25 protein-coding genes are annotated in these 25,464 nt (G+C 65.1%); 12 read left to right on the forward strand and 13 right to left on the reverse strand.

What is annotated here, in order from left to right:
- The first annotated feature begins 214 nt into the window (after positions 1-214).
- A complete protein-coding gene (locus BN3789_RS10770; RefSeq protein ID WP_066834250.1) occupies positions 215-1,129 on the forward strand; it encodes a ketopantoate reductase family protein in 915 nt (304 codons plus the stop codon).
- A gap of 116 nt (positions 1,130-1,245) precedes the next feature.
- Here BN3789_RS10770 and BN3789_RS10775 read toward each other — a convergent pair whose 3' ends face one another.
- The 4 genes from BN3789_RS10775 to BN3789_RS10790 all read right to left on the reverse strand — a co-directional run bounded on the left by BN3789_RS10775 (position 1,246) and on the right by BN3789_RS10790 (position 5,531).
- Positions 1,246-2,046: a transglutaminase family protein gene (locus BN3789_RS10775; RefSeq protein WP_066834252.1), complete on the reverse strand. Its 801-nt coding sequence runs from the start codon at positions 2,044-2,046 to the stop codon at positions 1,246-1,248.
- Between the two features lie 15 nt (positions 2,047-2,061).
- Positions 2,062-2,760, reverse strand: a complete 699-nt coding sequence (locus BN3789_RS10780) for an alpha-E domain-containing protein (protein ID WP_066834254.1) — start codon at positions 2,758-2,760, stop codon at positions 2,062-2,064.
- Entirely contained in the window at positions 2,742-4,094 is a 1,353-nt protein-coding gene (locus BN3789_RS10785) for a circularly permuted type 2 ATP-grasp protein (protein WP_066834256.1), read from the reverse strand. Before BN3789_RS10785 ends, BN3789_RS10780 begins: the two co-directional genes overlap by 19 nt.
- A 258-nt stretch (positions 4,095-4,352) precedes the next feature.
- Entirely contained in the window at positions 4,353-5,531 is a 1,179-nt protein-coding gene (locus BN3789_RS10790) for a cation diffusion facilitator family transporter (RefSeq protein ID WP_066834258.1), read from the reverse strand.
- A gap of 302 nt (positions 5,532-5,833) precedes the next feature.
- Between BN3789_RS10790 and BN3789_RS10795 the strand changes: the two genes are divergently transcribed.
- On the forward strand, positions 5,834-7,195 hold the full coding sequence (locus tag BN3789_RS10795; RefSeq protein WP_066834260.1) for an IS3 family transposase: 1,362 nt from the start codon (positions 5,834-5,836) through the stop codon (positions 7,193-7,195).
- Between the two features lie 209 nt (positions 7,196-7,404).
- On the opposite strand, the gene BN3789_RS10800 is transcribed toward BN3789_RS10795, so the two are convergent.
- Positions 7,405-8,505, reverse strand: coding sequence for a glycerol dehydrogenase (locus tag BN3789_RS10800; protein ID WP_066834262.1), 1,101 nt, complete (start codon positions 8,503-8,505; stop codon positions 7,405-7,407).
- Positions 8,506-9,347: 842 nt separating this feature from the next.
- Here BN3789_RS10800 and nrdD point away from each other — a divergent pair.
- The 6 genes from nrdD to BN3789_RS10830 all read left to right on the forward strand — a co-directional run bounded on the left by nrdD (position 9,348) and on the right by BN3789_RS10830 (position 15,860).
- The gene (gene nrdD / locus BN3789_RS10805; protein WP_066834264.1) at positions 9,348-11,570 is read left to right on the forward strand and encodes an anaerobic ribonucleoside-triphosphate reductase; all 2,223 of its coding nucleotides are present in this window, start codon (positions 9,348-9,350) and stop codon (positions 11,568-11,570) included.
- 231 nt (positions 11,571-11,801) lie between these two features.
- Complete coding sequence (gene nrdG / locus BN3789_RS10810; protein WP_066834266.1) at positions 11,802-12,383, forward strand: anaerobic ribonucleoside-triphosphate reductase activating protein; 582 nt, start codon at positions 11,802-11,804, stop codon at positions 12,381-12,383.
- Positions 12,384-12,483: 100 nt separating this feature from the next.
- On the forward strand, positions 12,484-13,041 hold the full coding sequence (gene folE / locus BN3789_RS10815; RefSeq protein ID WP_066834268.1) for a GTP cyclohydrolase I FolE: 558 nt from the start codon (positions 12,484-12,486) through the stop codon (positions 13,039-13,041).
- Positions 13,041-13,565: an HD domain-containing protein gene (locus BN3789_RS10820; RefSeq protein ID WP_229254342.1), complete on the forward strand. Its 525-nt coding sequence runs from the start codon at positions 13,041-13,043 to the stop codon at positions 13,563-13,565. Before folE ends, BN3789_RS10820 begins: the two co-directional genes overlap by 1 nt.
- A 69-nt stretch (positions 13,566-13,634) precedes the next feature.
- Positions 13,635-14,129, forward strand: a complete 495-nt coding sequence (gene folB / locus BN3789_RS10825; RefSeq protein ID WP_066834270.1) for a dihydroneopterin aldolase — start codon at positions 13,635-13,637, stop codon at positions 14,127-14,129.
- Between the two features lie 156 nt (positions 14,130-14,285).
- Positions 14,286-15,860, forward strand: coding sequence for an RNA-binding domain-containing protein (locus BN3789_RS10830; RefSeq protein ID WP_066834272.1), 1,575 nt, complete (start codon positions 14,286-14,288; stop codon positions 15,858-15,860).
- Positions 15,861-15,931: 71 nt separating this feature from the next.
- Here BN3789_RS10830 and BN3789_RS10835 read toward each other — a convergent pair whose 3' ends face one another.
- Genes BN3789_RS10835 through BN3789_RS10845 form a run of 3 tightly spaced genes read right to left on the reverse strand, consistent with a single transcriptional unit; the run spans position 15,932 to position 17,381 of the window.
- The gene (locus BN3789_RS10835; protein ID WP_066834274.1) at positions 15,932-16,675 is read right to left on the reverse strand and encodes a M48 family metallopeptidase; all 744 of its coding nucleotides are present in this window, start codon (positions 16,673-16,675) and stop codon (positions 15,932-15,934) included.
- 3 nt (positions 16,676-16,678) lie between these two features.
- A complete protein-coding gene (locus BN3789_RS10840) occupies positions 16,679-17,092 on the reverse strand; it encodes a type II toxin-antitoxin system VapC family toxin (protein WP_066834276.1) in 414 nt (137 codons plus the stop codon).
- The gene (locus tag BN3789_RS10845; RefSeq protein WP_066834278.1) at positions 17,085-17,381 is read right to left on the reverse strand and encodes a hypothetical protein; all 297 of its coding nucleotides are present in this window, start codon (positions 17,379-17,381) and stop codon (positions 17,085-17,087) included. Before BN3789_RS10845 ends, BN3789_RS10840 begins: the two co-directional genes overlap by 8 nt.
- 240 nt (positions 17,382-17,621) lie before the next feature.
- Between BN3789_RS10845 and BN3789_RS10850 the strand changes: the two genes are divergently transcribed.
- Both BN3789_RS10850 and BN3789_RS10855 read left to right on the forward strand, forming a co-directional pair.
- Positions 17,622-18,833 carry a hypothetical protein gene (locus BN3789_RS10850; RefSeq protein ID WP_066834280.1) on the forward strand — a complete coding sequence of 404 codons (1,212 nt, stop codon included), beginning with the start codon at positions 17,622-17,624 and terminating at the stop codon, positions 18,831-18,833.
- 210 nt (positions 18,834-19,043) lie between these two features.
- Positions 19,044-20,108, forward strand: coding sequence for a D-alanine--D-alanine ligase family protein (locus BN3789_RS10855; protein WP_202615124.1), 1,065 nt, complete (start codon positions 19,044-19,046; stop codon positions 20,106-20,108).
- Positions 20,109-20,491: 383 nt separating this feature from the next.
- Here BN3789_RS10855 and BN3789_RS10860 read toward each other — a convergent pair whose 3' ends face one another.
- Positions 20,492-20,677, reverse strand: coding sequence for a hypothetical protein (locus BN3789_RS10860; RefSeq protein WP_066834284.1), 186 nt, complete (start codon positions 20,675-20,677; stop codon positions 20,492-20,494).
- A 240-nt stretch (positions 20,678-20,917) separates the two neighbouring features.
- On the opposite strand from BN3789_RS10860, the gene BN3789_RS10865 reads away from it, so the two are divergent.
- Complete coding sequence (locus BN3789_RS10865; protein ID WP_066834286.1) at positions 20,918-21,346, forward strand: FKBP-type peptidyl-prolyl cis-trans isomerase; 429 nt, start codon at positions 20,918-20,920, stop codon at positions 21,344-21,346.
- A 151-nt stretch (positions 21,347-21,497) separates the two neighbouring features.
- Complete coding sequence (locus BN3789_RS10870; RefSeq protein ID WP_066834288.1) at positions 21,498-21,854, forward strand: metal-dependent transcriptional regulator; 357 nt, start codon at positions 21,498-21,500, stop codon at positions 21,852-21,854.
- Positions 21,855-21,955: 101 nt separating this feature from the next.
- Here the strand turns inward: BN3789_RS10870 and BN3789_RS10875 are convergent, their stop codons facing one another.
- The 4 genes from BN3789_RS10875 to BN3789_RS10890 all read right to left on the reverse strand — a co-directional run.
- Positions 21,956-23,866 (reverse strand): heavy metal translocating P-type ATPase, encoded by a 1,911-nt coding sequence (locus BN3789_RS10875; RefSeq protein WP_066834290.1) that lies wholly within the window; start codon positions 23,864-23,866, stop codon positions 21,956-21,958.
- Between the two features lie 107 nt (positions 23,867-23,973).
- Entirely contained in the window at positions 23,974-24,192 is a 219-nt protein-coding gene (locus tag BN3789_RS10880) for a cation transporter (protein ID WP_066834292.1), read from the reverse strand.
- A gap of 18 nt (positions 24,193-24,210) precedes the next feature.
- The gene (locus BN3789_RS10885; protein ID WP_087199962.1) at positions 24,211-24,552 is read right to left on the reverse strand and encodes an ArsR/SmtB family transcription factor; all 342 of its coding nucleotides are present in this window, start codon (positions 24,550-24,552) and stop codon (positions 24,211-24,213) included.
- Positions 24,553-24,795: 243 nt separating this feature from the next.
- Positions 24,796-25,464: 3'-5' exonuclease (locus tag BN3789_RS10890; RefSeq protein ID WP_459166427.1), on the reverse strand; the 669-nt coding region annotated here is incomplete at its 5' end.

The raw sequence follows: 25,464 nt of genomic DNA on the forward strand, positions 1-25,464 counted from the left end.
AAGCATGGGAAAATGAACGGGACAATTGTATGCTCTCGCGCGTCACCCGCATGCCGGACCGATGCAAATTAGCCCGATGAGCTGCAAGGATGTATATTTTCAACGGCATCCAGCAGGCATGAGGGAACATTATGTGTAATCGGTTTCACATATGGGCGAACCGTATCCGGCAGGACGGCGGGACGGGATGCGGCGAGGCGGAAAGGGGTTTCGCATGGCTATCGAGAAGGTCGCAATCGTCGGCAGGGGAGCGGTCGGGCTTCTGCACGGCACGGTCATCGCCGAGCATCTCGGCTGCGACGCCGTCGAGTTCGTGATGGATGACGAGCGCTTTGCGCGCAAGGGCGCCGATGCCGTCATGGTCAACGGGTCGCCCTGCCCGATCCGGACGATCCCGGCGAGCGCGGCGGTGCCGGTCGACCTGGTCATCCTGGCCGTCAAGGGGCCGGGGCTCGTGGGCGCCCTCGACACCATGGAGCTGCTGGTGGGCCCCGACACCAAGATCATGTCGCTGCTCAACGGCGTGATGAGCGAGGAGCGCGTGGCGGAGCGCTACGGCTGGCAGCGGACCGTGATCTCCATCACGCAGGGGATGGACGCCGTGTTCATCGGGGGAGAGCTCACGTTCTCGCATCCGGGCGAGATCCGCTTCGGCGCCGCCCCGGGCACCGAGCCGGGCGTGGTCGAGGACATCGACGGGTTCTTGGACCGCGCGGGCATCGTGCACGCGGTCGAGGAGGACATCCGCCACCGGATCTGGACGAAGCTCATGCTCAACGTGGGCGTGAACCAGACCTGCATGGTGTACGGCGGGACCTATGGCTCGGTGTGCGATGAGGACGGCGAGCAGTACCGCAGCCTGGTCGCCGCCATGCGCGAGGCGCGCGTCGTGGCGCGTGCCGAGGGCGTCGCGGTGACGGAGGACGACCTGACCCAGATGGTCGAACTGCTCCGGACCCTCGATCCGGAAGGCATGCCCTCCATGGCGCAGGACCGCATCAACAGGAAGCCGACGGAGGTCGAGGAGTTCTCGGGCACGATCATCCGCCTAGCCGAGCGCCACGGCGTGCTCGTGCCGCAGAACCGGTGGCTGTACGCCCAGATTCGCGCCATCGAGGCCGCCTGGTAGACTCGGTCGGCTGCAGGAGGGGGTTCGTTGGGGACGGGTTCATTTCAACCCATGGCGGCGCTCCGCGCGCCGCCATGGGTTGAAATGAACCCGTCCCCAACGAACCCCCTGCCGGCTCACACCCGCATGCTCTGGTCGCGCACCGAGATGAAGAGCTCCTGGCGCTGGTCGGCGCCCCCGCGGAACACGCCGGCCTCGATGGGGCAGTCGGAGAAGTCGCGCCCGTGCGCGAGCTCGATATAGTCGTCGTCGACGTCGCGGTCGTTGGTGGGGTCGATGCCGCGCCAGCGGGACCCGTCGTGCACCTCCACCCAGGCGTGCGTGGCCCCGTCGCCCACGATGAGGCCGTTGACGTAGCGGGCCGCCGCGCCCAGCGACCGCAGCGCAGCGATTAGGATGTGCGCGTAGTCCTGGCAGACCCCTCGACGCTGGGCGAACGCCTCGGAGGCGCTGGTGGTGGTGAACGTCGACCCCGGTTCGTAGGACATGGCAGCATGCAGCGCGCCCGAGATGCGCCGCACGCAGCCCCACAGGTCGCCCGCCACATCCGCTGAGTCCCGCCCGGCCGCGTCGCGCGCGAAGGCCGCGATGCCCTCGTCGCAGGCGGCGAGGGCGGACGGCCGCCGGTACATGGGGTGCGCGTGCTCGCAGGGCTGGTCGGCGCGGTCGACCAGTACCCGGCCGGCGGACAGAAACGAGAACTCGTCGTGCTCCGCCGCGATCCTCCCGGCGAGCACGGCGTTTCCGAACCCGTCGGTAAGCTCGAGCAGCCGCGTGTCGGGTGTCACCACGGTCTGGGTGCTCAAGACCGTCTGGCCGCCCGCGCTTTTCGGGCGGCACCGCAGCAGGAAGTCGTGCTCGCGCACGGGCTCGCTCAGATGGAGGGCGGTCTCGAACGAATAGCTGAGGATGCGCATACGCCTCACCCCGTCCTATGCGAAGATGCCGTTCGCGCACGCGATCATGCGCTCGAGGCCCTTGTCATCGACATTCTGGGGAAACGCCGGGTCGAAGGTCTGCGCCGCCAGCTCCTTGACCGCCTGGCGGCTGTAGGAGGCCCCGGTGCGGTCCAGCCTGCTGGCCAGGCGGTCGACCTCGTGCGGAATGCCGTCCAGCCGGTAGCGCAGGCGCGCGCACAGGTCGATGCGCTCTACGGTCATGCCGCATTTCACCAGGCAGCGCGCCGCGTCGTCCACCACGAAGTCGTCGATGCACCCCTTGAAGGCCATGATGTTGTCCTGGACCAGCTGCAGGTCGAGCAGGGGGCTGTCCGACGCGCTCGAGGCCTCCAGCGCGTTGACCGCCATCTGGATGTAGCCGAGGCTCTCGGTTCCCAGCGCGTCGCGGCAGGCGATGGCGTTGTCGTAGGCGGCGTCCATGGAGCGCGCCACCGACGAGGGGTTGTCGCGGTTGAACAGGCACCGCTGGAAGAACTCCAGCGGCGTCTCGGTCTCGCAGTTGAATCCCAGATCGACGAGCTGCCCTTTCCAGTCCCCGTCGATATCGTCGAGCGCCCGGTCCGCGACGCGGTCGTAGGCGGTCAGGATGAATCGCTGCGTGGTGAAGGCGCGTTCCAGGTAGCGCCCCAGCCACAGCAGGTGGTCTATGCGGTTCAGCGAGAGAGTACCCATGTGTCCTTGAAGCCTCCTCCTTGGCTTGAGTTGACGATGACCGAGCCCTCCTGCCGCGCGTAGCGCGTGAGGCCGCTGGCCCAGACGGTGGTGGTGGGGCCGCTCAGCACGAAGGCGCGCAGGTCCGCCTTGCGGGGCACGACCTCGCCGCCGATGTAGGTGGGCAGGCAGGTGAAGTCGACCACCTCCTGCGCGATGAAGCGGCGCGGCTCTGAGCGGATGGCGCGCTTCATCGCCTCGAGCCCGTCGGCATCCAGGGTGGATCCGAAGACGACCCCGTAGCCTCCCGCCTCGGCGACGTCCTTGATGACGAGCGAGTCCGCATGGTCCAGCACGTAGGCCATGTCGTCGGGATAGAACGGCAGGTAGGTGGGAGCGTTTTGCAGGATGGGCCGCTCGCCCAGGTAATACTCGACCATCTTGGGGACGAAGTAGTACAGGCCCTTGTCGTCGGCCGCGCCGTTGCCCGGGGCGTTGACGATCGCCACGGACCCTGCGCGGTAGGCCGCCATGAGGTTGGGGACGCCGATGAGGCTGTCGGGGCGGAAGCACAGCGGGTCCAGGAACTCGTCGGACAGACGGCGGTACACGGCACCCACCCGGCGCATCGCCGCGGCGTCGCGGTAGTACAGCCTGCCGTCCTCGCAGAACAGCTCGTCGGGGGTCGCCAGCAGCGCATCGGCCTGCTCGGCCAGGTAGGCGTGCTCGAAGTACGCGGCGTTGTAGCGTCCCGGGGTCAGCACCACGTTGATGCCGCCGCGGTTCACGTGGTCCATGACCTCCTTCAGCCTGCGCCCGTAATCGCGGTTGTCCACCACGGGCACGCGCCGGAACGTGGTGTCGTCGCAGCGGCGGCACAGGCTGCGGGCGATGAGCGGGTAGGAGGCGCCCGACGGGATGCGCAGGTTGTCCTCGAGCACGTACCAGCTGCCGTCGGTTCCCTCCACCAGATCGATGCCCGAGATGTGGCTGTAGATGCCGCACGGGGGCGTCACGCCCTCGCATTGGGGGAGGTATCCCGAGCTCGCGAACGCGAAGTCCTCGGGCACCACGCCCTCGCGCACGATCTCCTTTGCGCCGTAGATGTCGCGCAGGTACGCGTTCAGGGCGTCCACGCGCTGGGCGAGGCCGCGCTCGAGCGTGGCCCAGGTGCGCGCGTCGATGATGCGCGGGATCGCGTCGAAGGGGAAGAGCCGCTCGTTGAAGGTCCCGTCTTTATAGATGCCGAACTTCACGCCGTAGCGCGCGAGCTGCTGGTTGATCTTGGGCGTGTGGGGGACGAGCCCGGTGTAGGGGGCGACGTCCGTGCGGCCGGCGGGGTCGTGTGCATCCATGGGGTCCTCTTCCGTAGCAAACCTGTCGAGCGGTCCGTCCGCTCGATTCCGAGTATCGGTGTCGTTTATTTCCGGAAGAAGAACACGGCTGAGGTGGTCCAACGCGTTGCGATTCTGTTGCCATTCGGAAAACTGCGGGCCGGTGCGGGTGCAAATTCGGGGACGTACCTTCCGCGTGCATTTCTGCAAATTCGGGGACGTACCTTCCGCGTGCACTTATGCAAATCGGGGACACCCCTTCGGCGTGCCGTCGCCCCGTTACTGCTCCGAGCTCACGTAGCTCTCGTCGATGGTGATCTTGGCGACGGTGCGCGGGTAGTGGTCGCTCACGATCTGCTTCACGCGGCGGCGCAGCTGCTCCTCGGAGAGCTCAAGGTCGGCGGGGCGCACGCAGTCGAAGATCACGTTGGTGTGCGTGGGCCCGGGGACCGTGCGCAGGTCGTGGATGGTGATGCGCGGGTCGATGATCTTGACGGCCTGGTCGATCCAGTTGCGCATGTCGGTGACGGCGGGGTCGTCGGTCACGATGGGGTCGTAGTGCAGCGTCACGATGAGGCCGTCGTCGTTCTTGAAGTCCTGCTCGATGTTGTCGATCAGATCGTGGCTCTCCATGGGGTCCGCCTCCACGGGCATCTCCACGTGCGCGCTCGCGAACTGGCGGCCGGGGCCGTAGTCGTGCACCATGAGGTCGTGGGTGCCGAGCACGCCGGGGTAGCTCATGATCTTGGCGCGGATGTGCTCCACGAGCTCAGGCGAGGGCGCTTCGCCCAGCAGCGGGTTCACCGTGTCGCGCACAAGGCCGATGCCGCTCCAGATGATGAAGACGCCCACCGCGGCGCCCACGATGCCGTCGAGCTGGATGTCCGCATAATGCGCCACCACGGAGGAGAGCAGGACTGCCGCGGTCGAGATGACGTCGTTGCGCGAGTCCACGGCGGTCGCTTGCAGCGTCTCGGAGTCGATGCGGCGCCCGATGGAGCGGTTGAAAGCTGCCATCCACAGCTTGACGACGATGGAGAGCAGCAGGATGACCACGAGCACGCCGTTGAACTCGACCGGCGTGGGATGGACGATCTTGTCGACGGAGGAGCCGACCAGGTTGATGCCGATGGCGAGCACGAGCGCGGCGACCACGAGCCCTGCCAGGTACTCGTAGCGGCCGTGGCCATAGGGGTGCTCGGGGTCGGCGGGCCGGCTTGCGAGCTTGAAGCCCAGCAGGCTCACGATGTTGCTCGCCGCGTCGGACAGGTTGTTCACGGCGTCGGCGACGATGGAGACTGAGCCCGCGACAATGCCGATGGCGCCTTTCGCCACGCACAGGGCCACGTTGCACACGATGCCGACAATGCCCGCGAACTGGCCGTAGCTCGTGCGCACGGCGGCGTCGCCCGTGTTGTCGCAATCGCGCACAAAGCGGCGTACCAGCCAATCGATCATGATGCCGACCCCTTCCATCGTCCATATGAGACGACCCCGCCGGTCGGGCGGGGTCGTATAACAAATAGCAAATTGTAGAGCTTCGCGGGGCGAGATGCCAGCCGAACCCTTCCCGGGGGCGTGCAAATTCGGGGACGTACCTTCCGCGTGCATTTTTGCAAATCGGGGACACCCCTTCGGTATGCACCGCATCCGGTACGGTTGCCGCGCAGGCCGTCCAGCGGGCGCGTTCTTCATGAAAAAGTGCGATGCTCTGGGGGTGCGGCAGGAATCCTGGAGCGCCGGGGCGGGAAGGAACTGCGATGTTCACACCCGAGGAGAGGGAGGCGGCGCTCGGGCTCTACGACAGGCTCGGGAGCGTCCCCGCCGTGGTCGCCGAGCTCGGCTACCCCAGCGAGCGCTGCCTCTACGGCTGGATCGCCCGCCGGGACGGCGCCTGCACCCGTCCGCGTGCGGTAAGATACCCCGCGCAGGAGAAGGCGGCGGCCGCCAGGCGCGTCCTGTCCGGGGAGAGCTGCGCCGCCGTCGCCGCCGACGTCGGGGCCTCCGCCTCGGCGGTCCTGCGCTGGCGGGACGCCTATGCAGAGGGAGGGATCGGGGCACTCATGGCCAAGGGGGACGTGGTCGCGCCGGGGCCGCGCGCGGACGCGGGCGCGCTGCCCGACGACGCGGGGGAGCTCAAGCGGATGGTCCTCGAGCTCCAGCTCGAGAACGACCTCATGCGGCAGGTGGTCGAGCTCGTAAAAAAAGACCCCTGCGTCGACCCGACGCGCCTCTCGAACAGGGAGAAGGCCCAGGTGATCGACGCGATGAGGGGGACGTATTCTCTGAGCTGTTTGGCCTCTAGGCTCGGCATCGCCGCGCCCAGCTACGGCGACGGGCCCCCGATCGCGGGCGGCGCGCCCGACAAGTGGGCCGAGGCGCGCGCGGCGGTCGTCGAGGAGTTCGAGGGCGCCGGGCGCTCGCGCGGCTACCGCTACGTCCACCGGCGCCTCGCGGAGCGCGGGATAGCCTGCGGGGAGCGCAAGGTGCGCGAGCTCATGGCCGAGGAGGGCTGCGTCGTCGTGTACCTGAGGCGGCCGAAGAGGTGGAGCTCCTACGCGGGGGAGGTCTCCGAGGCCCCGCCCAACCTCGTGGAGAGGTCGTTCCGCGCCGAGGCCCCCAACAGGCTCTGGCTGACCGACATCACCGAGTTCGCGCTGCCGGACGCGGGCGAGCCGAAGGTGTACCTCTCGCCCGTCGTCGACTGCTTCGACGGGATGCTGGCGTCCTGGTCCATCGGCACCTCCCCGAACGCCGAGCTGGCGAACTCCAGCCTGGAGCGCGCGTGCGAGGGGCTCGCCGACGGCGAGGCGCCCGTGGTCCACAGCGACCGGGGCGGGCACTACCGGTGGCCCGGCTGGATCTCGATCTGCGAGGAGCGCGGGCTGACCAGGTCGATGTCGAGGAAGGGCTGCAGCCCGGACAACGCGGCCTGCGAGGGCTTCTTCGGCAGGCTCAAGAACGAGTTCTTCCACGGCCGTGACTGGCGGGGCGTGGGCGCGGAGGAGTTCATGCGGAGGTTGGACGCGTGGCTGAGGTACTATAACGAGGTCCGCATCAAGGAGTCCCTGGGCTGGATGAGCCCGAAGCGGTACCGGGAGTCGCTGGGCCTCGCGGCCTAGCCCGATGTTTGCCCCGGCGCTCCAGGATTCCTGCCGCACCCCCTCTTTTTCGCCTACCTGCGGAAACGTCGATTCGGGTCCCCTGCATTCATGAAAAAGCGCCCAGCGCGCATCGGGGACGCCCCTTCTGCACGCGCTTGTGCACGCGGAAGGTACGTCCCCAAATTTGCAAAAGTGCACGCGCAAGGTACGTCCCCCGATTTGCATTCTTAGCTGTCCAAGGAGTAGTAACGGCCGAAGGCGTCTGCTGCGAGGATCGCGTCGCACACCATGTCCGGGGTGACGGCGACGGGAAGGTTCCCCATGGTCTCGGTCGGCGCGCACGCGCTCTCGGCGACCGCCATGATGCGATCGCGGGAGATGTCCTCGACGCCCAGGTCCTCGAGCGTCACGGGCAGGCCGACCTCGAGGCAGAAGCCGAGCACGCGTTCGAGCAGCTCGGTCGGGGCGTTTTCCAGCACGAGCTGCACGAGCGTGCCGAAGGCGACCTTCTCGCCGTGCATCGCGTGGCCGGTCTCCGGCAGCAGGCCCATGCTGTTGCTGACGGCGTGCGCCGCTGCCAGGCCGCAGCCCTCGAATCCGATGCCCGAAAGCAGGGTGTTCGCCTCGATGATGCGCTCGACAGCCGGCGTGCAGCAGCCCGCCTCGAGCGCGACCTTGGCCTTCACGCCGTCCTCCATCAGGGTGTCGAAGCACAGGCGGGCGCAGGCGAGCGCGGTGCCCGTCGCCTTGCCGCCCGCGCAGGTGTCGGCATCGGAGTCGACGCAGGCCTTCGCCTCGAAGTACGTGGCGAGCGCGTCCCCCATGCCCGCGACGATGAGGCGCACGGGCGCGCCGGCGATCACCGTCGTGTCCATGAGCACGACGTCGGGGTTCGCCGGCAGGTACAGGTAGCGGTCGAGCGCGACCGTATCGGAGTAGATGACCGACAGCGCGCTGCACGGTGCATCGGAGGACGCGGCGGTCGGGCAGACGACGACCGGCGCGCCGAGATAGTAGGCGACCGCCTTGGCGGTATCGAGCACCTTGCCGCCGCCGATGCCCGCCACGACGTCGCAGCCTGCCTCGCGCGCGACCGCGCAGAGCCGCTCGATCTCGCGCCCGGTGCATTCGCCTTCGAACCGCTCGAAGACGATCTCGGCGTCGACGTCGGCAAAGCCGCACTCGATCTTGGCGCCCAGGCGCTCGATGCCGGTCGCCGTGGCGATGGCGAGCAGCTTGGATCCGAGCGGGGCCGCATGCGCGCCGAGTTCGCACAGGGCGTCGGGTCCTTGGATGTACTTGCCGGGGCTGGTATAGATGCGAGTCATGGATGCTCCCCTTATCCTTGAGAGGTTGATGCCACCTATTGTAGGGAAACACCGATCAAGGCGTTCGCTTGGCGAGCCTGAGACGCCCGTGGAGGCGGGATTGTATATTCCTGCCCCCATACTGCATAAAAATCTGCTCAAAATAAAACCCATAAGGGTCATAGGTTGAGTTTGTCATTGTTTTTAAGCGCCCTTTCTGCACACGCGCTGCACCCTCCGGCATTTCCCCAGTTGAATCCTGCGGAAATGCAAACGGGTGCGGCTCGTGTGGCGAGATGGCACCGAAAAACAATGACAAACTCGTATTCACTCCTCCGAGAGGGTCCGGTCGGGCACGCGACCCGCCCCGCGCCACGCGCCCAGCGCCCCGCGCCGCCCCCCGCGCGGGGCTCCCGCCCAACATCTAGGTCAAGACCCCAACTTGCGCCATTCTCGTGTTCGACATCGAACGCGTTGTGGATTCTTCGTTGGGCCGGCGCCCCACGCCAAAAAGGACAACCGCAGCTCACGCGCTCAGGCGCATTTTCGGACCCTCCCGTCCCTTCAGCAATAGTTAAATGACTCGAAAAAAGCACATTGCGGCTGACCTGCCAAAACACAATATATAGTAGGGGGTGCCCAGAAGTTCCCCCGTATGTTGTAAGGATGGATGACGTATAGTTGGTATCCGGCACTGCTTGCCTCCCGCCTCGCCGGGGTGTCCCAGACTCGGCGGCACCGTTTTGCGAGGCGGATGGCGGGCGGTGCTGGAGAAGAGCCGGGCAATCGGATTCGCGCCGTCGGGTGCGAAAGGGCCGGTCGGCGCTCTCCGGGCACGAACATGACTATCGAAGGGCATCGATATGAAAATCATCAAGCGCAACGGTACCGAGGTCGCATTCGACATCGAGAAGATCTCGAACGCGATCCGCGGCGCCAACCGCGAGGTGAAAGAGCGCGAGCGCATGACGGAGCGCGAGATCGTCTTCGCGTCCCAGAACGTGGCGGAGGCATGCGAGAACGCTGGCCATACCGTGTCGGTCGAGGAGATCCAGGATCTCGTCGAGGACGAGATCATGGCGCTCGACCACTACGAGGTCGCCCGCCACTACATCATCTACCGCTACGTGCAGAGCCTGAAGCGCCAGAAGAACACCACCGACGACAAGATCTTGTCGCTCATCGAGTGCAACAACGAAGAGGTCAAGCAGGAGAACTCCAACAAGAACCCGACCGTGAACTCCGTGCAGCGCGACTACATGGCCGGCGAAGTCTCCAAGGACCTGACCCAGCGCGTGCTGCTGCCCTCCGACGTGGTCGACGCCCACAACGAGGGCCTCATCCACTTCCACGATTCCGACTACTTCGCGCAGCACATGCACAACTGCGACCTGGTGAATCTCGACGACATGCTGCAGAACGGCACGGTCATCTCCGGCACGCTCATCGAGCGCCCGCACAGCTTCTCGACCGCTTGCAACATCGCCACGCAGATCATCGCCCAGGTGGCCTCGTGCCAGTACGGCGGCCAGTCCATCTCGCTGACGCACCTGGCGCCGTTCGTGGACGTGAGCCGCCAGAAGATCCGCGGCCAGGTGCTGCGCGAGCTCGAGGAGCTCGGCGTGGACGCCTCCGAGGACAAGATCGCCTCCGTGGTCGAAGACCGCCTGCGCGACGAGATCCGCCGCGGCGTGCAGACCATCCAGTACCAGGTCGTGACCCTTATGACCACCAACGGCCAGGCGCCGTTCGTCACGGTGTTCATGTACCTCAACGAGGCGCGCACGCCCGCCGAGAAGCACGATCTGGCCATGATCATCGAGGAGACCCTACGCCAGCGCTACGAGGGCGTGAAGAACGAGGCCGGCGTGTGGATCACGCCCGCGTTCCCCAAGCTCATCTACGTGCTTGAGGAGGACAACATCCACGAGGACTCCCCGTACTTCTACCTGACGCAGCTCGCCGCCAAGTGCACCGCCAAGCGCATGGTGCCCGACTACATCTCCGAGAAGATGATGCGCAAGTACAAGTTGTCGAAGGGGGAGACCGAGGGCAACGGCGACTGCTACACCTGCATGGGCTGCCGCAGCTTCCTGACGCCCGACCGCTCCGGCAACGGGTTTGACAACGTGGCGCGCGCCAAGAACTACGAGCCGGGCAAGCCCAAGTACTACGGCCGCTTCAACCAGGGCGTCGTGACCATCAACCTGCCCGACGTCGCGCTGTCGTCCCACGGCGACGCGGACAAGTTCTGGGAGATCTTCGACGAGCGCCTGGAGCTTTGCCACAAGGCCCTCATGTGCCGTCATGAGCGTCTGAAGGGCACGCTGTCCGACGCGGCGCCGATCCTGTGGCAGTATGGCGCGCTCGCGCGCCTGGACAAGGGCGAGACCATCGACAAGCTGCTCTACGGCGGCTACTCCACGATCAGCCTGGGCTATGCGGGCCTGTACGAGTGCGTGAGGTTCATGACCGGTGCCTCCCACACCGACGAGCGCGGCAAGGACTTCGCCCTCAAGGTCATGCAGCACATGAACGACAAGTGCGCCGAATGGAAGGCGGCGTCCGACATCGACTTCTCGCTGTACGGCACCCCGCTCGAGTCGACGACCTACAAGTTCGCCAAGTGCCTGCAGCGCCGCTTCGGCATCATCCCGGGCGTGACGGACAAGGGCTACATCACGAACTCCTACCACGTGCACGTTTCCGAGGAGATCGACGCGTTCGACAAGCTGAAGTTCGAAAGCGAGTTCCAGCAGCTGTCGCCCGGCGGCGCCATCTCCTATGTCGAGGTGCCCAACATGCAGGACAACCTCAAGGCCGTCATCCGCGTGATGCAGTACATCTACGACAACATCATGTACGCGGAGCTCAACACCAAGAGCGACTACTGCCAGGTGTGCGGCTACGACGGCGAGATCAAGATCGTGGAGGACGACGGCAAGCTGGTGTGGGAGTGCCCCAACTGCGGCAACCGCGACCAGGAGAAGCTCAACGTGGCGCGCCGCACCTGCGGCTACATCGGCACGCAGTTCTGGAACCAGGGCCGCACCGAGGAGATCCGCGACCGCGTGCTGCACCTGTAGTTCCGCGGTTCTACCGAACCGCGGAACTGCTCGACGCTGCGCGGGCATCTGACGGGCGACCTGTCCCTCACTTGTCGGGCATGGCCTTAAGGCCTATGCCCTCCTCGTTCGGGTCACCTCGCCTCGTCAGATGCCCGCTCGCTGACTGAGTACTCTACCTAGAGGGCCTAGAGGGCTGCTGTCGACATTGCATGATGGATCGTTGCTGGCACGGTGAGAAGTGGAGCACGCGTGAACTACGCCGAGATCAAGAACTTCGATATCGCCAACGGGGAGGGCGTGCGCACGACGCTGTTCGTCTCCGGATGCAGGCGCGGCTGCCCGGGGTGCTTCAACTCCGGCGCATGGAGCTTCGAGGCGGGCGAGCCGTTCACGCGCGCGGTGGAGGATGAGATCATCGAGAGCCTGGCGCCCAGCTACGTCGACGGGCTCACGATCCTGGGCGGCGAGCCCATGGAGCCCGAGAACCAGGCGGGGCTCGTCGAGTTCGTCGAGCGCGTCCGCGCGACGTATCCGCGCGGCTGCGGCAAGACCATCTGGTGCTTCACGGGCGACACGCTCGACGAACTCATGGAGGGCGGCCGCCATCGCACCGAGGTGACCGAGCGGCTGCTCGCCTGCATCGACATCCTGGTCGACGGGCCGTGGGTGCAGGAGCTCTACGACATCACGCTGCGGTTCCACGGGTCGTCCAACCAGCGGGTGATCGACCTCAACGCCACGCGCGAGGCCGCATCCGAGCAGGGCGTGCCGCTGTCCGAGGCCGTGCGCCTCTGGCAGGACGAAGAGGTCTACAGCACGCACACGATGTAGGCGCGACCCGCCGTCGGGCCCGTCCACAATGGCGGGTCCGGCGGCGGGCGTTGTGGTGGTACGATAACGCAGTCAGCGGCATGCGTTCGAAGGGATGTTCATGGTCGATCAGGAAAAGGTGCGCCAGGCGATCAGCCTGCTGCTCGAGGGTATCGGCGAGGACCCGACGCGCGAGGGGCTCATCGAGACGCCCGACCGCGTGGCGCGCATGTACTCCGAGCTCGCGGGCGGCATGGACCAGGATCCTGCGACGCATCTGGCCAAAACGTTCGCGGTCGAGGCGGACGACATGGTGATCGAGCGCGACATCACGTTCTACTCCCTGTGCGAGCACCATCTGCTGCCGTTTTACGGGAAGGTCGCCATCGGCTACATTCCCGACGGGCGGGTGGCGGGCCTCTCCAAGCTCGCGCGCACCGTCGAGGTCTTCGCGCGCCGCCTGCAGCTGCAGGAGCGCCTGTGCGCCCAGATCGCCGACGCCCTCATGGAGGACCTCGGATGCCGCGGCGCCATCGTGCTCATCGAGGCGGAGCACATGTGCATGACCATGCGCGGCGTTAAGAAGCCGGGCACCAGTACGGTCACCTGCGCCCGCCGCGGCGCGTTCGCGGAGGACCCGTCGCTCGAGGAGCAGTTCTTCCGCATGCTGGGGCGCTAGTGGGGCGCTGCGGAACGGTCGCCTGCGCGGCCATGCCCCGGGCGGATGCCGTCTGGCGCCACCCGGTCTTTCAGGAACATCTCGCTCGCATACAGGAGCTCGAGCGCACGCGCGCCTTCTGCCGCCATGACCTCGCGCACCTGCTGGACGTGGCGCGCATCATGTGGATCGGCGTGTTGGAGGAGGGCGCGGACCTGCCGCGCGACGTCGTCTACGTCACGGCGCTTTTGCACGATATCGGTCGTGCAGCGCAGTACGAGACGGGCGAGCCGCACGATGTCGCCGGGGTGCGCATCGCGCGCGAAATAATGGGTACGGTAGATGGCGACCGTGCATTCTCGCCTGCGGAGCAGGACCTCATCGCAGACGCCATCGGCGCGCACCGCGTATCCGATGCGACCGCCTCGCCGCTCGGCAGCCTGCTGTATCGGGCCGACAAGCTGTCGCGCCCCTGCTTCGCCTGCCCCGCACGTCCCGAATGCAACTGGCCGACAGAACAGCAGAACCTCGCCGTCCGCATCTGACGGGAGCAAAAGGGCCGGGCGCCTTTTGACCTCCTCGCATGCGGGGCGGGGACGAAAGGGGAGATTGCCATGGGCAAGAAGCATCAAAAGCATCTGCCGGAAAACGCCACGCCGACCGAGGGCGCCGAGCTCGCACGGCGCGAGGCCGGGCTGCCCGCCACGAGGACGGCCATAGCCCGCTGGACGCCGGCCGACCTGTCCGGAGCCGATAAGATCCAGATCGACGGCCTGGAGGTCTTCGCCAACCACGGCGTGTATTCCGAGGAGCGTGCGCTCGGCCAGAAGTTCATCGTCTCGCTCACGCTCTACACGAGCCTGCGCGAGGCGGGGCGCACCGATGACCTGCGCGCGTCGATCGATTACGGCAAGGTGTGCCACGAGGTCGACGATTTCCTGCGCGACCATACGTTCAAGCTAATCGAGGCCGCGGCGGAGGGCGTGGCCGATCGCCTGCTCGCCCGCCACGACGCGCTCGTGGGCGTCCGCGTGCGCCTGGAGAAGCCCTGGGCCCCGATCGGCCTGCCGCTGCGCACCGTCGCGGTGGAGATCGTCCGCACGAGGTAGCGGCCAAGCCTTCGACCCGTGTCCGGCGACCCGGTACGAAGACCCTGCCTCGATGTACCGCGCCGGCACGAGCCGAAGGTCGTTTCGTCGTTCAGAGATAGCGATGTCCGCACGCCGTGGTACTATCGTCGATATATCGACGAGAGGAGGCGGGCGATGGAGTACCGGGAAACGGAACGCATCGAGTTCAAACGCACAGCTACCGAACGTATCGTCAAGACGATCATCGCATTTGCAAACGGAACCGGCGGGGACATCTATATCGGTATCGACGATTTTGGCCGGGTGATCGGCGTCGACGATATCGACGGTGAGATGCTCAAGGTCTCGAACCTCGTGCATGATGCCATCTGCCCACCGCTCGTGCGCCTCGTGCATATCGAGCCCGTTAAGCTCGAGGGCAAAAACACCGTGCTCGTGTCCGTCGAGGCGGGTGATAAGAAGCCCTACTATCTGGCTTCGAAGGGCCTGGTCCCGGCCGGCGTGTTCACCCGCCTGGGGCCTGCGACCGTGCCCATGGGCCGTCGGGACATCCGGCGCATGATCCGCGAAGCCGACGATGACTATTTCGAGACGCGCCACGCGAGGGTGCAGGATCTCACCTTCGACGAGGCCGGGCGCGTCTTCCGGGAGCACGGCGTCGAGTTCTCCCCGGAGCGCTTTCGGGCGCTCGGCATGCTCGCCCGCGACGGGTTCTATTCGAATCTCGCCCTGCTCATCTCCGACCAGAACCCCTTCACCCTGAAGTGCGCCGTCTTCAACGACGACGCCGGCACCGAGTTTCTGAACCGCATCGAGTGCGAGGGCTCGATCCTCGGCCAGTACGAGCGGGTGCTCGGCTTTTTGCGCCTCGCGAACAACCTCAGGTCGTATTTCCCGTCGAACACGAGGATCGATCAGCGCGACTATCCTGATGACGCGCTGCGCGAGGGCCTGCTCAACGCCATCATCCACCGCGATTACGATGAGAGCCTCTGCGTGCCCACGCTGGTGAAGATGTACCGTACGGAGCTTTCGTTCACCTCGTTCGGAGGCCTGTTCGGCATCACCGCGCAGCAGGCCATCACGCGGGAGTCCTCGCCGCGAAACCCCCGGCTGCTGGCGCTATTCGGCCGTTTGGGAGAAGTCGAGGCGTACGGGTCCGGCCTTCCCAAGATCTGGAAGCTGTATGAACGCGAGGGGCTTGCAGCGCGCATCGAGGCCGAGGGCTCCTTCTTCACACTCGTGCTGCCGAACGTCAACACGACGCGCAACCCGCACATGAGCCTGACGGCGAACAACGGCCCTGATCTTCGCGGGGGCCAGGAGGCTTTCGACGAACTCGATGAGATGGGGGCGATGCCCGTGCGCGTGAAGGCGGCATATGACCGGGCGCGTGCGGAGAGGTGCGCGCTCGATCGTGCACAAGAGGGAGCTCACGCGGCGGATGCGGACGGACGGGAGGTCGCCGGCGCCCCGGCGGGCGTTCGGGTCACGCATATGGAACGCATCGGGGACAGCCCTGCGGATACGGGCTCGCGTCGTCTCGAGCGGTTCATGATATCCTTCGCACTCGAACGAGGCGATTTCTCGCGCGAGGAGGCTCAGCGGGCGCTTGACGTCGGACGCGATACAGCGCTCAAGGTCATCAACGGCATGGTTACCTCCGGTGCGCTGATTAAGACGGGGCGTGCGCGGGCAACCCGTTATCGGGCTTCAGACGAGCTTCGGCAAAACGAGGCTCTTGGGTAGTCCGTCGCGATCTCCCTCGATGACAAGCTACGTATTGTCGGTAGGCCTCGAGAGGTTGTCTCTTCTATAGTTCACGAACGGCGCAACAGCGCCGAGGCCTCACGGTTCTTTGGGCAATAGGTGTCGAGCAGCATGTGGAAGCGGGCGTTGTGGCTTGGCTCCATGAGGTGCACGAGCTCGTGGGTGACGACCATCTCCAGGCAGGTTGGGGGGTAGGCCGCCAGACGCGCATTGATGCGGATGGCGCCGGTTTTCGGCGTGCACGAGCCCCAGCGGGTCTTCATGGTCCGGATGCTCCAGCTGCTCGCATGCACGCCCATGACGGCCTCGACGCGCTCGGCCACCTCGGGCAGTGCGCGGGCGAGCTCGCGGTGGTGCAGCTCGTCGACCAGGCGATTGTACGCTTCGGGCGTGAGATCGGCGAGCTCGTCTTCGTCACGCGCGGGGGTAGTGCCGAACGTCGCGGGTCGCGCAGCCGCGCCGAAGCGCATGCCCGCCCGCTTCAGTGCGTCGGCGAGGGGGACGATCGATCCCCACAGCGGCACGTTCTGGAGGTCGCGCGCCTCGCGTCGGTCTTCGCCAGCCAGTTGCCTGCGTTTCACGCGCTCGGCGATCCAGGCAGCCTTGCGGTCCAAGAATTCCTGCGCCGTGTCCGCGCTCGTGCGAACGGGGATGCTCATCACGACGGAGCCGTCTCCGCGCACGCGCAGGTTGAGGTTGCGCACGCGCTTGCGCGTGACGGTCACGGGGATGCGTGCCCCGTCGGCATCGACGTGCAGCGAGAACGTGGCGGGGAAGGGCTTTTCTCGTGCCATGGTTCAGCAGAACAGGTCGACGAACCGCTGCGGCGTGATGGCCCGCACGGTGCTGCGCTCGTAGGCCCGCTCGTCACGCGTGAGGATCAGGTTGGCGCGCATGTTCTCGGCGGTAGCGCGGATAATCGCATCTTCGAAATCTGGCTCATCAGAGCTGGCGGCGATTCTGCATGTTGCCTCATCAAGTGCAATAACGTTGAGCGCATCGAGAAACGCCCGAACAAAATCCCGCGCTGCTTGCTCGCCAAGGTATTTGCATGCCACGTAGTAAGCATCCTTGAGAGATCCTGCGCATACGCAGCCGGTATCGGTCCCGTTTGCACAGCGGCGTATAACCTCCACTGCGGCATTCGATTCCGGGCGCTCAGGAACCATGAAGTCAAGCAATACGTTCGTGTCGAGCAGCAATCTATACATCCCGCATCATCAGCTCTCGTTTGATGTCGGCGGCTGTCATGTGCGCAAGCGGCGTACCGTGCGGCGTGCGGGAGCGAAGTTCCATGAGATGCTGGAACGTCTGAGAGTCCCCGGTTTCCGATTCCTGCTCGGGCGCTGCGTCAAACCGGGGGATTTTGCCTGTCGCTGCGATGTAGTTCCAGAGCGAGCGGATAACCTCGTTGGCAGTCGTGCCCGCCTGGGCGAGGTGATGCGACACGATGGTTTTGGTCTCCGTATTGATGCTTGCTGAAACCGTTGAAGTTGCCATCGATCCTCCTTTTCGTATATCTATTATAGATTATCTTCTGTAGATAGACATAATGATCGACATGGTAAAGGTATCGGGTGGTTTCGTCGCACAACGGGTGATCTCGTCATGCGTGTCCGCTATATGCCGCCCGTGTTCGCCTGTTTTGTCGTATCCGAGCAGCCCATGAGAGCTTCATGTCTACGCGAGGGGTTAGTCTGGGCTTCGTAGCCAATTATCGGTCCGATTGAAAGGCAAGCCATGAACAAGAAGCATCAGAACTTGCGGAAGAAGAACAACCGCGGCACCCCGATCGTACCGGCTTACCTCGAGGCGGAAGATTCCGTCGTCGTCTGTCCGACGTGCCACGCGGCGTTTCCGCTCTCGGCGCTGGAGCCGTTCGATCCGTGCCGTGAATCTCATGCCCGTTGTCCGGTGTGCTGCGCACCCTGCACGGCCGATGCCTATGATCGTGAGGCGGCACACATGATCGAGCTCCAGCGTGAGGTGGAGCAGCTGCAAGCCGCGCGCGGCAGGGCCCTCAACGAGTTCGATCGAAAACGGATCTGGCACGTACCACTTGTGGGGAAGCTGCTCGCTCGGGTGCGGCAGCGACGGCGCGAACAGCTGAAGGCGGAGCTGCTCGAACCCATTTCCGATATCTCGAGCCGTATGGTCGGTCTCGACAAGCTCGCTTCCTCTCGCTATCTGATGTCCGAATACCATCTGCTGACGCGGACGCCGCTTCGTATCTACGCGGAGCGGGGCGGATACTGCATGCGGTGCTGCTACGATATGACCGGCGCGTTCACGTTCGATTACCGCCACGGATACTCAATGTGTCGCGGTCTTGTCGGTGAAATCAAGGCGTTCGAGCAGGTGGTCGCTGCCATGCGCGCTGAGGCGCGTCTCGAGGGGGCGCGCCTCGTCCCAAACGTCTTCGTGCGCAAAAACGAAGGATCCAATCCCAGTGAGCGCGGATCGTACTTCTCGCAACTCGATATGGTGCTGTTGACGCGTCGTGCGGCCTATGTGTTTGAGGTCAAGAGCCGAGATGCCTCCATCGAATGGGGCGCGAGCGGTGCACTCGAGGCGACGTATTGTCAGGGCGACAAAGTCAACGTGAGAAAGCTGGCCGGAGATCTTCAGCAGCTTGCCGACCATGCTTTTTATTTCAATCGGTGTGTCGGCCGTTACCCCTTCGATGCGACGTTCGAGGTGATGGTGTACGTCGATCCGGCAAGCTGCGCCGCCGACATGGAGGCGTTCTGCGACAACCTGCTCGTGCGGTCGCTTACGGCTGACGCGCGTGAGCTTGTCCGTATCATCGCCGAGCAGGACGCGAGGCTGTCCGATGCGATGGATCAGAACGCCCTTGATGCGCTTGCCCGCGAGGTGCTGGCGCGCTATGGGGATCGCGACTTGCGCAAGCGCCAGATGCACGCGATGAGGCTCGAGCGCAAAACCGCATAGGCGAGCGGATGCCTCCAGGGATGCGGGCTCGCGGCGCATGCGGTTCGCCTGTATGCGCCGACGTGAATTCTCCGTGATGCCGGGGCGGTTTGCCGTGGTCAGGCGCTTGGGCGCCCGCGGTGGCGAGAGGGCATGCGGGGTCGCGTCGCTATAATGGGTGCCCCTTGCACGCGCGGCACCTCGTCGCCCGATCGGAAAGGACAGATGGCCATGATCAAGGTTGCCATTCTCTTCGGTGGTATCTCCACCGAGCACGATATCTCGCTCAAATCCGCCGACAACGTCATCGCGCAGCTGCCGCGCGACCGCTTCGAGCCGGTTCTCATCGGCATCGACCGCGACGGCGCGTGGTTCCACTATTCGGGCGATGTCGCGGATATCGTGTCCGGCGCATGGGAGGACCACGACGTGAACCCCGTGGTGCTCATCCCCGGCTGCAGCGAGGACGCACGCGGCGGCTTCATGGAGCTTGTCGAAGGCGAGTTCGTGGAGCTGCCGGTCGATGTGGCGCTGCCCGTGCTCCATGGCCAGGGCGGCGAGGACGGCACGGTGCAGGGCACGCTCGAGGCATGCGGCGTGCCGTACGTCGGCTGCGGCGTGCTCGCCTCCGCGGTATGCATGGACAAGGACGCGTCCCACCGTCTGGCGGCAGCCGCCGGCGTTCGCTCGCCCAAGTGCGAAGTGCTCTACCGCGGCGCCTCCGACGAGGCGTGCCACGCCGTCGTCGAGAAGTGCGGCGGCTACCCCGTGTTCGTGAAGCCCGCCCGCGGGGGCTCGTCCATCGGCGTCTCCAAGGCCTCCGATGAGGCGGCCTACCGCGCCGCGCTCGATGCCGCGTTCGCGCTCGACGAGAAGGTCGCCGTCGAGGAGGCCATCACGGGCGTCGAGGTGGGGTGCGCCGTCATGGGCGACTCCATCCACGGCATCACGATGGGCGAGGTCGACGAGATCGTCATCACCGGGGACGGTTTCTTCCGTATCCATCTGGAGAAGGATCCCGGCGCCAACACCGAGCTGCGGTGTCCCGCCGATCTTCCCGCCGACGTCATGGCCCGCGTTCGCGAGGCGGGCCGTACGGTCTACGAGGCGCTCGGTTGCTCCGGGTTCGCGCGCGTGGACCTGTTCGTGACGCCGGAGGGCGAGGTCGTCTTCAACGAGGTTAACTCCACGCCGGGCATGACCTATTACTCGCGCTTCCCGCAGATGATGCGCGTTGCGGGCCACGATCTGGGCGAGGTGCTCGCCGAGTTGATCGACGCCAAGCTGCGCAGGTAGCGTCAAGGGCGCGTGCCTGTCGATTATCTGTTTAGCCCAGGCGGCCGGAGCGCTCAGCGGCGTGGTGGGGTCGGGGTATAATGCCGGAAATTCCGGCATTATACCCCTGTTTTTATATATTGCATTTAATAGAATACTCTTGAATTACTGCCTGAACGAATTTGGGACTTTTGGGTACATGTTTTCCGGTTGACTGAGTAGCCCACCGTCTGCATATGGCAACATATCTAAATCAGTATGTTATACATTATGCTGATGAGGGTCTACTCGGCGGACCGGAAAACATGTACCCAAAAGTCCCTTTTCGTTTCGTGCCGATGCTCAGATGCCGGTATCTGAGCAATTCGTGGTCCGCACTGCGCGAAATCCCGGCATGCGGCCGCTTACAGGCGCTGCGCCTGGTCTTTCAGCAGGTCGGACGCGGTTTTAACTGCGTTGTTCGCATGTTCGAGGAAGTTGCGGTACGAGTCCGTGAGGTCCCTGATCTCGTCGATGCTCATGCCGCCCGACGCCTGCTCGAGCTCCCTGTCCGCAAGGGCGTCGCGATCGCGTGCTGTGGAATCTGCCATGATCTCATCCTTTCATCGGGCGGGGTGCCGGGCCAGCAGGTGCCGACCGGCTGCTTGCGCGACCTGCCCCGGCTCCGGGCCGGGAGCTTTTCTAGGCCATGGTACCCGAATTTGTGTGCTTATCTCGCTCGATCGCACGAATGCGCCGCGCGCGGCATGATTGCGGCGCATGGGGTATAGTGACCACTGCATGTCTGCGCCCACAAGGGGCGAGACGGTATGACAGAAACGAGGATGCACATGTCCAACGACGGCAAGAAGGTCCGCGCGCACTACCGCGGCACGCTTGACGACGGCACGCAGTTCGATTCCAGCTACGATCGCGGCGAGCCGATCGAGTTCACCTGCGGCGCCCATCAGATGATCGCCGGTTTCGACGCGGCGGTGATGGATATGGAGGTGGGCGAGAAGAAGACCGTCCACATCCCGGCCGACCAGGCCTACGGCCAGCACCGCAAGGAGCTCGTCTTCAGGATTCCGGCCGACCAGGTGCCCAACATCGACCAGGTGCATGCGGGCGACCACGTCTACCTGTCCGGCCCCGCGGGCCAGCCGATCCCCGCGGTCGTGCTCGAGGTGAACGACGAGGGCGTCATGCTCGACGCGAACCACGAGATGGCGGGCAAGGACCTCAACTTCGAGATCGAGCTCGTCGAGGTGCTCGACTAGAGGCGAGCGATCCGCATCGCGCCGCGCTTCAAGCCGCTTTACCGCAAGCCCTGCACCGCTGTCCGGTGCAGGGCTATTTGTTTGCCATACCAAACTCTTTGAGGTAGTATGAGTTTGCTATAACTAACTAAGCGATCGAAGGGGTTGCGACATGCGGTTGCGCGAATCGGGCGAGGATTATCTCGAGGCTATCTTGGTGCTCCAGCAGGAGCGCGGAGCTGTTCGCGCCATCGACATCGCCGAGCATCTCGGGGTGACCAAGGCAAGCGTCTCCAAGGCCATGTCGACGTTGGAGGGCAAGGGATTCATCGAGGTCGTCAAGCGCGACGTCCGGCTCACCGAGGCGGGGGCGCAGGTGGCGCACGAGATCCTGGAGCGGCACGTCTTCTTCCGCGACCTGCTTATCGCGGCCGGCGTCGAGCCGGAGCTCGCGGCCGAGGAGGCCTGCCACATGGAGCACTGCCTGTCCGAGGACAGCTTCCAAAAGCTCAAGGCGCATATGGCCTAGTGGTGCTATAAGGGACGGGGTCGTTTCACCCACGTCGGCGCAGCGCGCCGCCATGGGTTGAAACGACCCCGTCCCTAAATGATCCACGGGAGCGCGGAGCTCTAGACCCTCTTCACCCGCATGGCACGCATCGCGTTCAGGATCGCGATGATCGCCACACCGACGTCGCCGAACACCGCGAGCCACATGTTCGCCACGCCGATCGCCGCGAGCAGCAGGATCGCGATCTTCACCGCGAGCGCGAACACGATGTTCTGCCACACGATGCGCATGGTCTTGCGCGCGATGCGGATGGCACAGGCGATCTTGGACGGCTTGTCGTCCATGAGGACCACGTCGGCGGCCTCGATGGCGGCGTCCGAACCCATGGCTCCCATGGCGATGCCCACGTCCGCGCGGGTGAGCACCGGCGCGTCGTTGATGCCGTCGCCCACGAACGCGAGCTTGGCGTCGCCGCGCTCGAAGCCGAGCAGATGCTCGACGGCGCTGACCTTGTCGGCGGGCAGAAGCTGGGCGTGGACCTCGTCGAGCCCGAGCTTGCCGCCCACGGCCTCGGCTACGTCGCGCCGGTCTCCGGTGAGCATGACGCACTTGGTCACGCCGGCGGCATGCAGGTCGCGTATGGTCTGCTCGGCATCGTCTTTCACCACGTCGGCGATCACGATGTGTCCGATGTAGCGGCCGTCGACCGTGACGTGCAGGATGGTCCCGGTCAGGTCGCATTCGTGCCAGCGGGCGCCGTGCTCGGCCATGAGCTTGTCGTTGCCGACCAGGACCACATGCTCGTCAACGTGCGCGGACACGCCGTGGCCCGACTCCTCCTTGACGCCGCGGATGCGCGCCTGGTCGATCTCGCCGGAGTACGCCTGGCGCACGGACACCGCGATGGGGTGATCGGAGAACGCCTCGGCATATGCGGCGTTGGAGAGCACGTAATCGGGGTCGACGCCCGTCTCGGGATGGATGGCGACCACGTTGAACGTGCCGTTCGTGAGCGTGCCCGTCTTGTCGAACACCACGGTATCGACCTTGGAGAGCAGCTCCAGGTAGTTCGAGCCCTTGACGAGGATGCCGAGCTTGGAAGCGCCGCCGATGCCGCCGAAAAACGACAGCGGCACGCTGATCACCAGGGCGCAGGGGCAGGAGACCACCAAAAACGTGAGGCCGCGCAGGATCCAATCGGACCAGGCGCCCATGCCGAGCAGGGGCGGGATCACGGCGAGCAGCACGGCGGCGCCGGTGACGATCGGAGTGTACCAGCGGGCGAAGCGCGTGATGAAGTTCTCGGTCCGCGCCTTCTTCTCGCTCGCGTTCTCCACGAGCTCGAGGATGCGCGAGACGGTGGATTCTCCGAACGGCTTGGTCGTGCGGATGTGCAGCATGCCGGTCATGTTGATGCAGCCGGAGATGACGTCAGCGCCCGGCTCCACGTGGCGGGGGATGGACTCGCCGGTGAGCGCGGCGGTGTCGAGCTGGCTTACGCCCTCGGTGATGACGCCGTCGATCGGCACGCGCTCGCCGGGCTTGACGACGATGATGTCGCCGACCTGGACCTCATCGGGGTCGACCTCGACGAGCTGTCCGTCCTGCTCGATGTTGGCGTAGTCGGGGGCGATGTCCATCATGGCGCTGATGGACTTGCGGCTCTGGCCCACGGCGTAGCTCTGGAACAGCTCGCCGACCTGATAGAACAGCATGACCGCGGCGCCTTCCGCCATGTGCGGCTCGGCCTCGGGGAAAAACACCATGGCAAAGGCGCCGATGGTCGCCACCGTCATGAGGAAGCTCTCGTCGAACGCCTGGCCGTGGCGGATGTTGCGCCATGCCTTCTGTAGGACGTCGTAGCCGGCGATGAGGTAGGGGATGAGGAAGAGCGCGAAGCTTGCGTACAGGTCGCCGGGCGCTCCGAAGATGGCGCCGAGCACGCCGAACTCTTCGACGGCGTACACGACGATGAAGATGACGAGCGCGAGGACGATGCGGTTCCTCCAGCGCTTCTGTTTCTTGTTCATGGTTCGATCACCTGAATGGGTCTATACTTGCCGTGTCAACGGTATGAGATGTGCCGGTTGATTCGAGCCGCCCGCGCCTGCCCGCGCGGGCGGCTTTTTCGTATCCTCTAACGCAGGATCTCGCAGTCGGGTTCAAGATCGGCGGTGAGCTTGACCACGCGGTCGAGCACCTCGTCGAACCGGTCGTCGGCGGCGGTGAGGGTGAGCTTTTGCGTCATGAAGTTGACGCTCGCCTTCTCGACGCCGTCGAGCTTCGAGATGGCGTCCTCGAGCTTCTGGGCGCAGTTGGCGCAATCGATTTCGTCGAGCTTGAAGGACTTGCGCATGATGGTTCCTTTCGGTCGTTATTCGCAGATATGGCTCATGCCCTGGTTGAGCATGGTGTACACGTGGTCGTCGGCGAGCGAGTAGTTGATGTTGCGGCCGTCGCGCCGGAATTTGACGAGGTGCGACTGCTTGAGGATGCGCAGCTGGTGCGACACGGCCGACTGGGACGTTTCCGTCGCGGCGGCGATGTCGGCCACGCACAGCTCGCGGCCCATGAGGGCGTAAAGGATCTTGATGCGCGTGGTGTCCGAGAACACCTTGAACAGGTCCGCGAGGTCGTACAGAAGCTCCTCGTCGGGAAGGTCCTCAGGCGAGCAGGTCGTGGCGAGCTCCGCGGGCTCATGGGCGGTGGCCGTCATGTCTCCGCCGTCCAATTGTTGCTGTGGCGCGCTCATTTTTGCCTCCTTTCTCATATGAACAGACGTTCATATTTCTGTCAGCTCCGATTATATGAGCGCATGTTCATATGTCAAGGGATTTTTCCAGATGATGGGTTGGCTGGGGACGGGTTCGTTTCAACCCATCGCGCACAAAAACGCGAGCCCTTGCCGGACGGTATTCCGGCAAGGGCCCGCGTTGCAAGCGGATATGAAACGTCTCGCTTACGCCTTGAACATGGACTTGCGATTGAACTCTGCCTGCACGGTGCGCAGCATGAGGTCTGTGTCGTCGAGGCCGAGGTGCTGCTCGGCGGCGTCGGCGGCAAGCGTGCCGCGGCGACGCGCCCAGTTCTCCAGGCTCGCGGGCGCGCTCTCGCGCGGCAGGGTGCGAACCTCCTCGTCGATGGAGCGGCAGATCTGGCGCGTATCGATGGGCAGGATCTTGCCCGCGCGGCGCAGCTCGGCGTAACCGGGCAGATGCATCATGAACCACGAATCCTCGAACGCCGCGTTGTGCGCCATGAACGGGTACTTCTTCATGAGCTTGATGAGCGTCTTGTGCAGCTCCTTGTCCTCGCGGAACGGCGTCTTGCCCTCGACGTCAGACCACGTGATGTGGTGGATGTCGGCCAAGGGGATGCCCGCCTCGCGGTACATCTCGGGCAGGCCGCAGTAGTGGGCCTCGGCATCGTGGGGCACCGCGTCGCTCGTGAGCTCCATGATCTCCCAGCCCACGTTGATGATATAGCCGCGCTCCGGCGCGCGCCCGGTGGTCTCGATATCGATGCCGAGCACGCAGCCCTTGATGGGCTTGCGGACCCATTCGACCGCGTCGCCCTGTCTCTTATACACATCTAGATGTGTATAAGAGACAGGCTCCAGGTAGTAAGA

The sequence above is a fragment of the Collinsella ihumii genome (genome assembly GCF_900046475.1).
GTDB lineage: Bacteria > Actinomycetota > Coriobacteriia > Coriobacteriales > Coriobacteriaceae > Collinsella > Collinsella ihumii.

What these genes read in the sequence shown, in the direction of transcription:
- BN3789_RS10865 (WP_066834286.1), top strand. Translation starts at nt 20,918, where the DNA reads ATGTCCAACGACGGCAAGAAGGTCCGCGCGCACTACCGCGGCACGCTT.
- BN3789_RS10790 (WP_066834258.1), bottom strand. Translation starts at nt 5,531, where the DNA reads ATGATCGATTGGCTGGTACGCCGCTTTGTGCGCGATTGCGACAACACG.
- BN3789_RS10840 (WP_066834276.1), bottom strand. Translation starts at nt 17,092, where the DNA reads ATGTATAGATTGCTGCTCGACACGAACGTATTGCTTGACTTCATGGTT.
- BN3789_RS10870 (WP_066834288.1), top strand. Translation starts at nt 21,498, where the DNA reads ATGCGGTTGCGCGAATCGGGCGAGGATTATCTCGAGGCTATCTTGGTG.
- BN3789_RS10860 (WP_066834284.1), bottom strand. Translation starts at nt 20,677, where the DNA reads ATGGCAGATTCCACAGCACGCGATCGCGACGCCCTTGCGGACAGGGAG.
- BN3789_RS10880 (WP_066834292.1), bottom strand. Translation starts at nt 24,192, where the DNA reads ATGCGCAAGTCCTTCAAGCTCGACGAAATCGATTGCGCCAACTGCGCC.
- BN3789_RS10845 (WP_066834278.1), bottom strand. Translation starts at nt 17,381, where the DNA reads ATGGCAACTTCAACGGTTTCAGCAAGCATCAATACGGAGACCAAAACC.
- nrdD (WP_066834264.1), top strand. Translation starts at nt 9,348, where the DNA reads ATGAAAATCATCAAGCGCAACGGTACCGAGGTCGCATTCGACATCGAG.
- BN3789_RS10795 (WP_066834260.1), top strand. Translation starts at nt 5,834, where the DNA reads ATGTTCACACCCGAGGAGAGGGAGGCGGCGCTCGGGCTCTACGACAGG.
- folB (WP_066834270.1), top strand. Translation starts at nt 13,635, where the DNA reads ATGGGCAAGAAGCATCAAAAGCATCTGCCGGAAAACGCCACGCCGACC.
- BN3789_RS10770 (WP_066834250.1), top strand. Translation starts at nt 215, where the DNA reads ATGGCTATCGAGAAGGTCGCAATCGTCGGCAGGGGAGCGGTCGGGCTT.
- BN3789_RS10785 (WP_066834256.1), bottom strand. Translation starts at nt 4,094, where the DNA reads ATGGATGCACACGACCCCGCCGGCCGCACGGACGTCGCCCCCTACACC.
- BN3789_RS10800 (WP_066834262.1), bottom strand. Translation starts at nt 8,505, where the DNA reads ATGACTCGCATCTATACCAGCCCCGGCAAGTACATCCAAGGACCCGAC.
- BN3789_RS10850 (WP_066834280.1), top strand. Translation starts at nt 17,622, where the DNA reads ATGAACAAGAAGCATCAGAACTTGCGGAAGAAGAACAACCGCGGCACC.
- BN3789_RS10875 (WP_066834290.1), bottom strand. Translation starts at nt 23,866, where the DNA reads ATGAACAAGAAACAGAAGCGCTGGAGGAACCGCATCGTCCTCGCGCTC.
- BN3789_RS10855 (WP_202615124.1), top strand. Translation starts at nt 19,044, where the DNA reads ATGATCAAGGTTGCCATTCTCTTCGGTGGTATCTCCACCGAGCACGAT.
- folE (WP_066834268.1), top strand. Translation starts at nt 12,484, where the DNA reads ATGGTCGATCAGGAAAAGGTGCGCCAGGCGATCAGCCTGCTGCTCGAG.
- BN3789_RS10830 (WP_066834272.1), top strand. Translation starts at nt 14,286, where the DNA reads ATGGAGTACCGGGAAACGGAACGCATCGAGTTCAAACGCACAGCTACC.
- BN3789_RS10885 (WP_087199962.1), bottom strand. Translation starts at nt 24,552, where the DNA reads ATGACGGCCACCGCCCATGAGCCCGCGGAGCTCGCCACGACCTGCTCG.
- BN3789_RS10835 (WP_066834274.1), bottom strand. Translation starts at nt 16,675, where the DNA reads ATGGCACGAGAAAAGCCCTTCCCCGCCACGTTCTCGCTGCACGTCGAT.
- BN3789_RS10775 (WP_066834252.1), bottom strand. Translation starts at nt 2,046, where the DNA reads ATGCGCATCCTCAGCTATTCGTTCGAGACCGCCCTCCATCTGAGCGAG.
- BN3789_RS10780 (WP_066834254.1), bottom strand. Translation starts at nt 2,760, where the DNA reads ATGGGTACTCTCTCGCTGAACCGCATAGACCACCTGCTGTGGCTGGGG.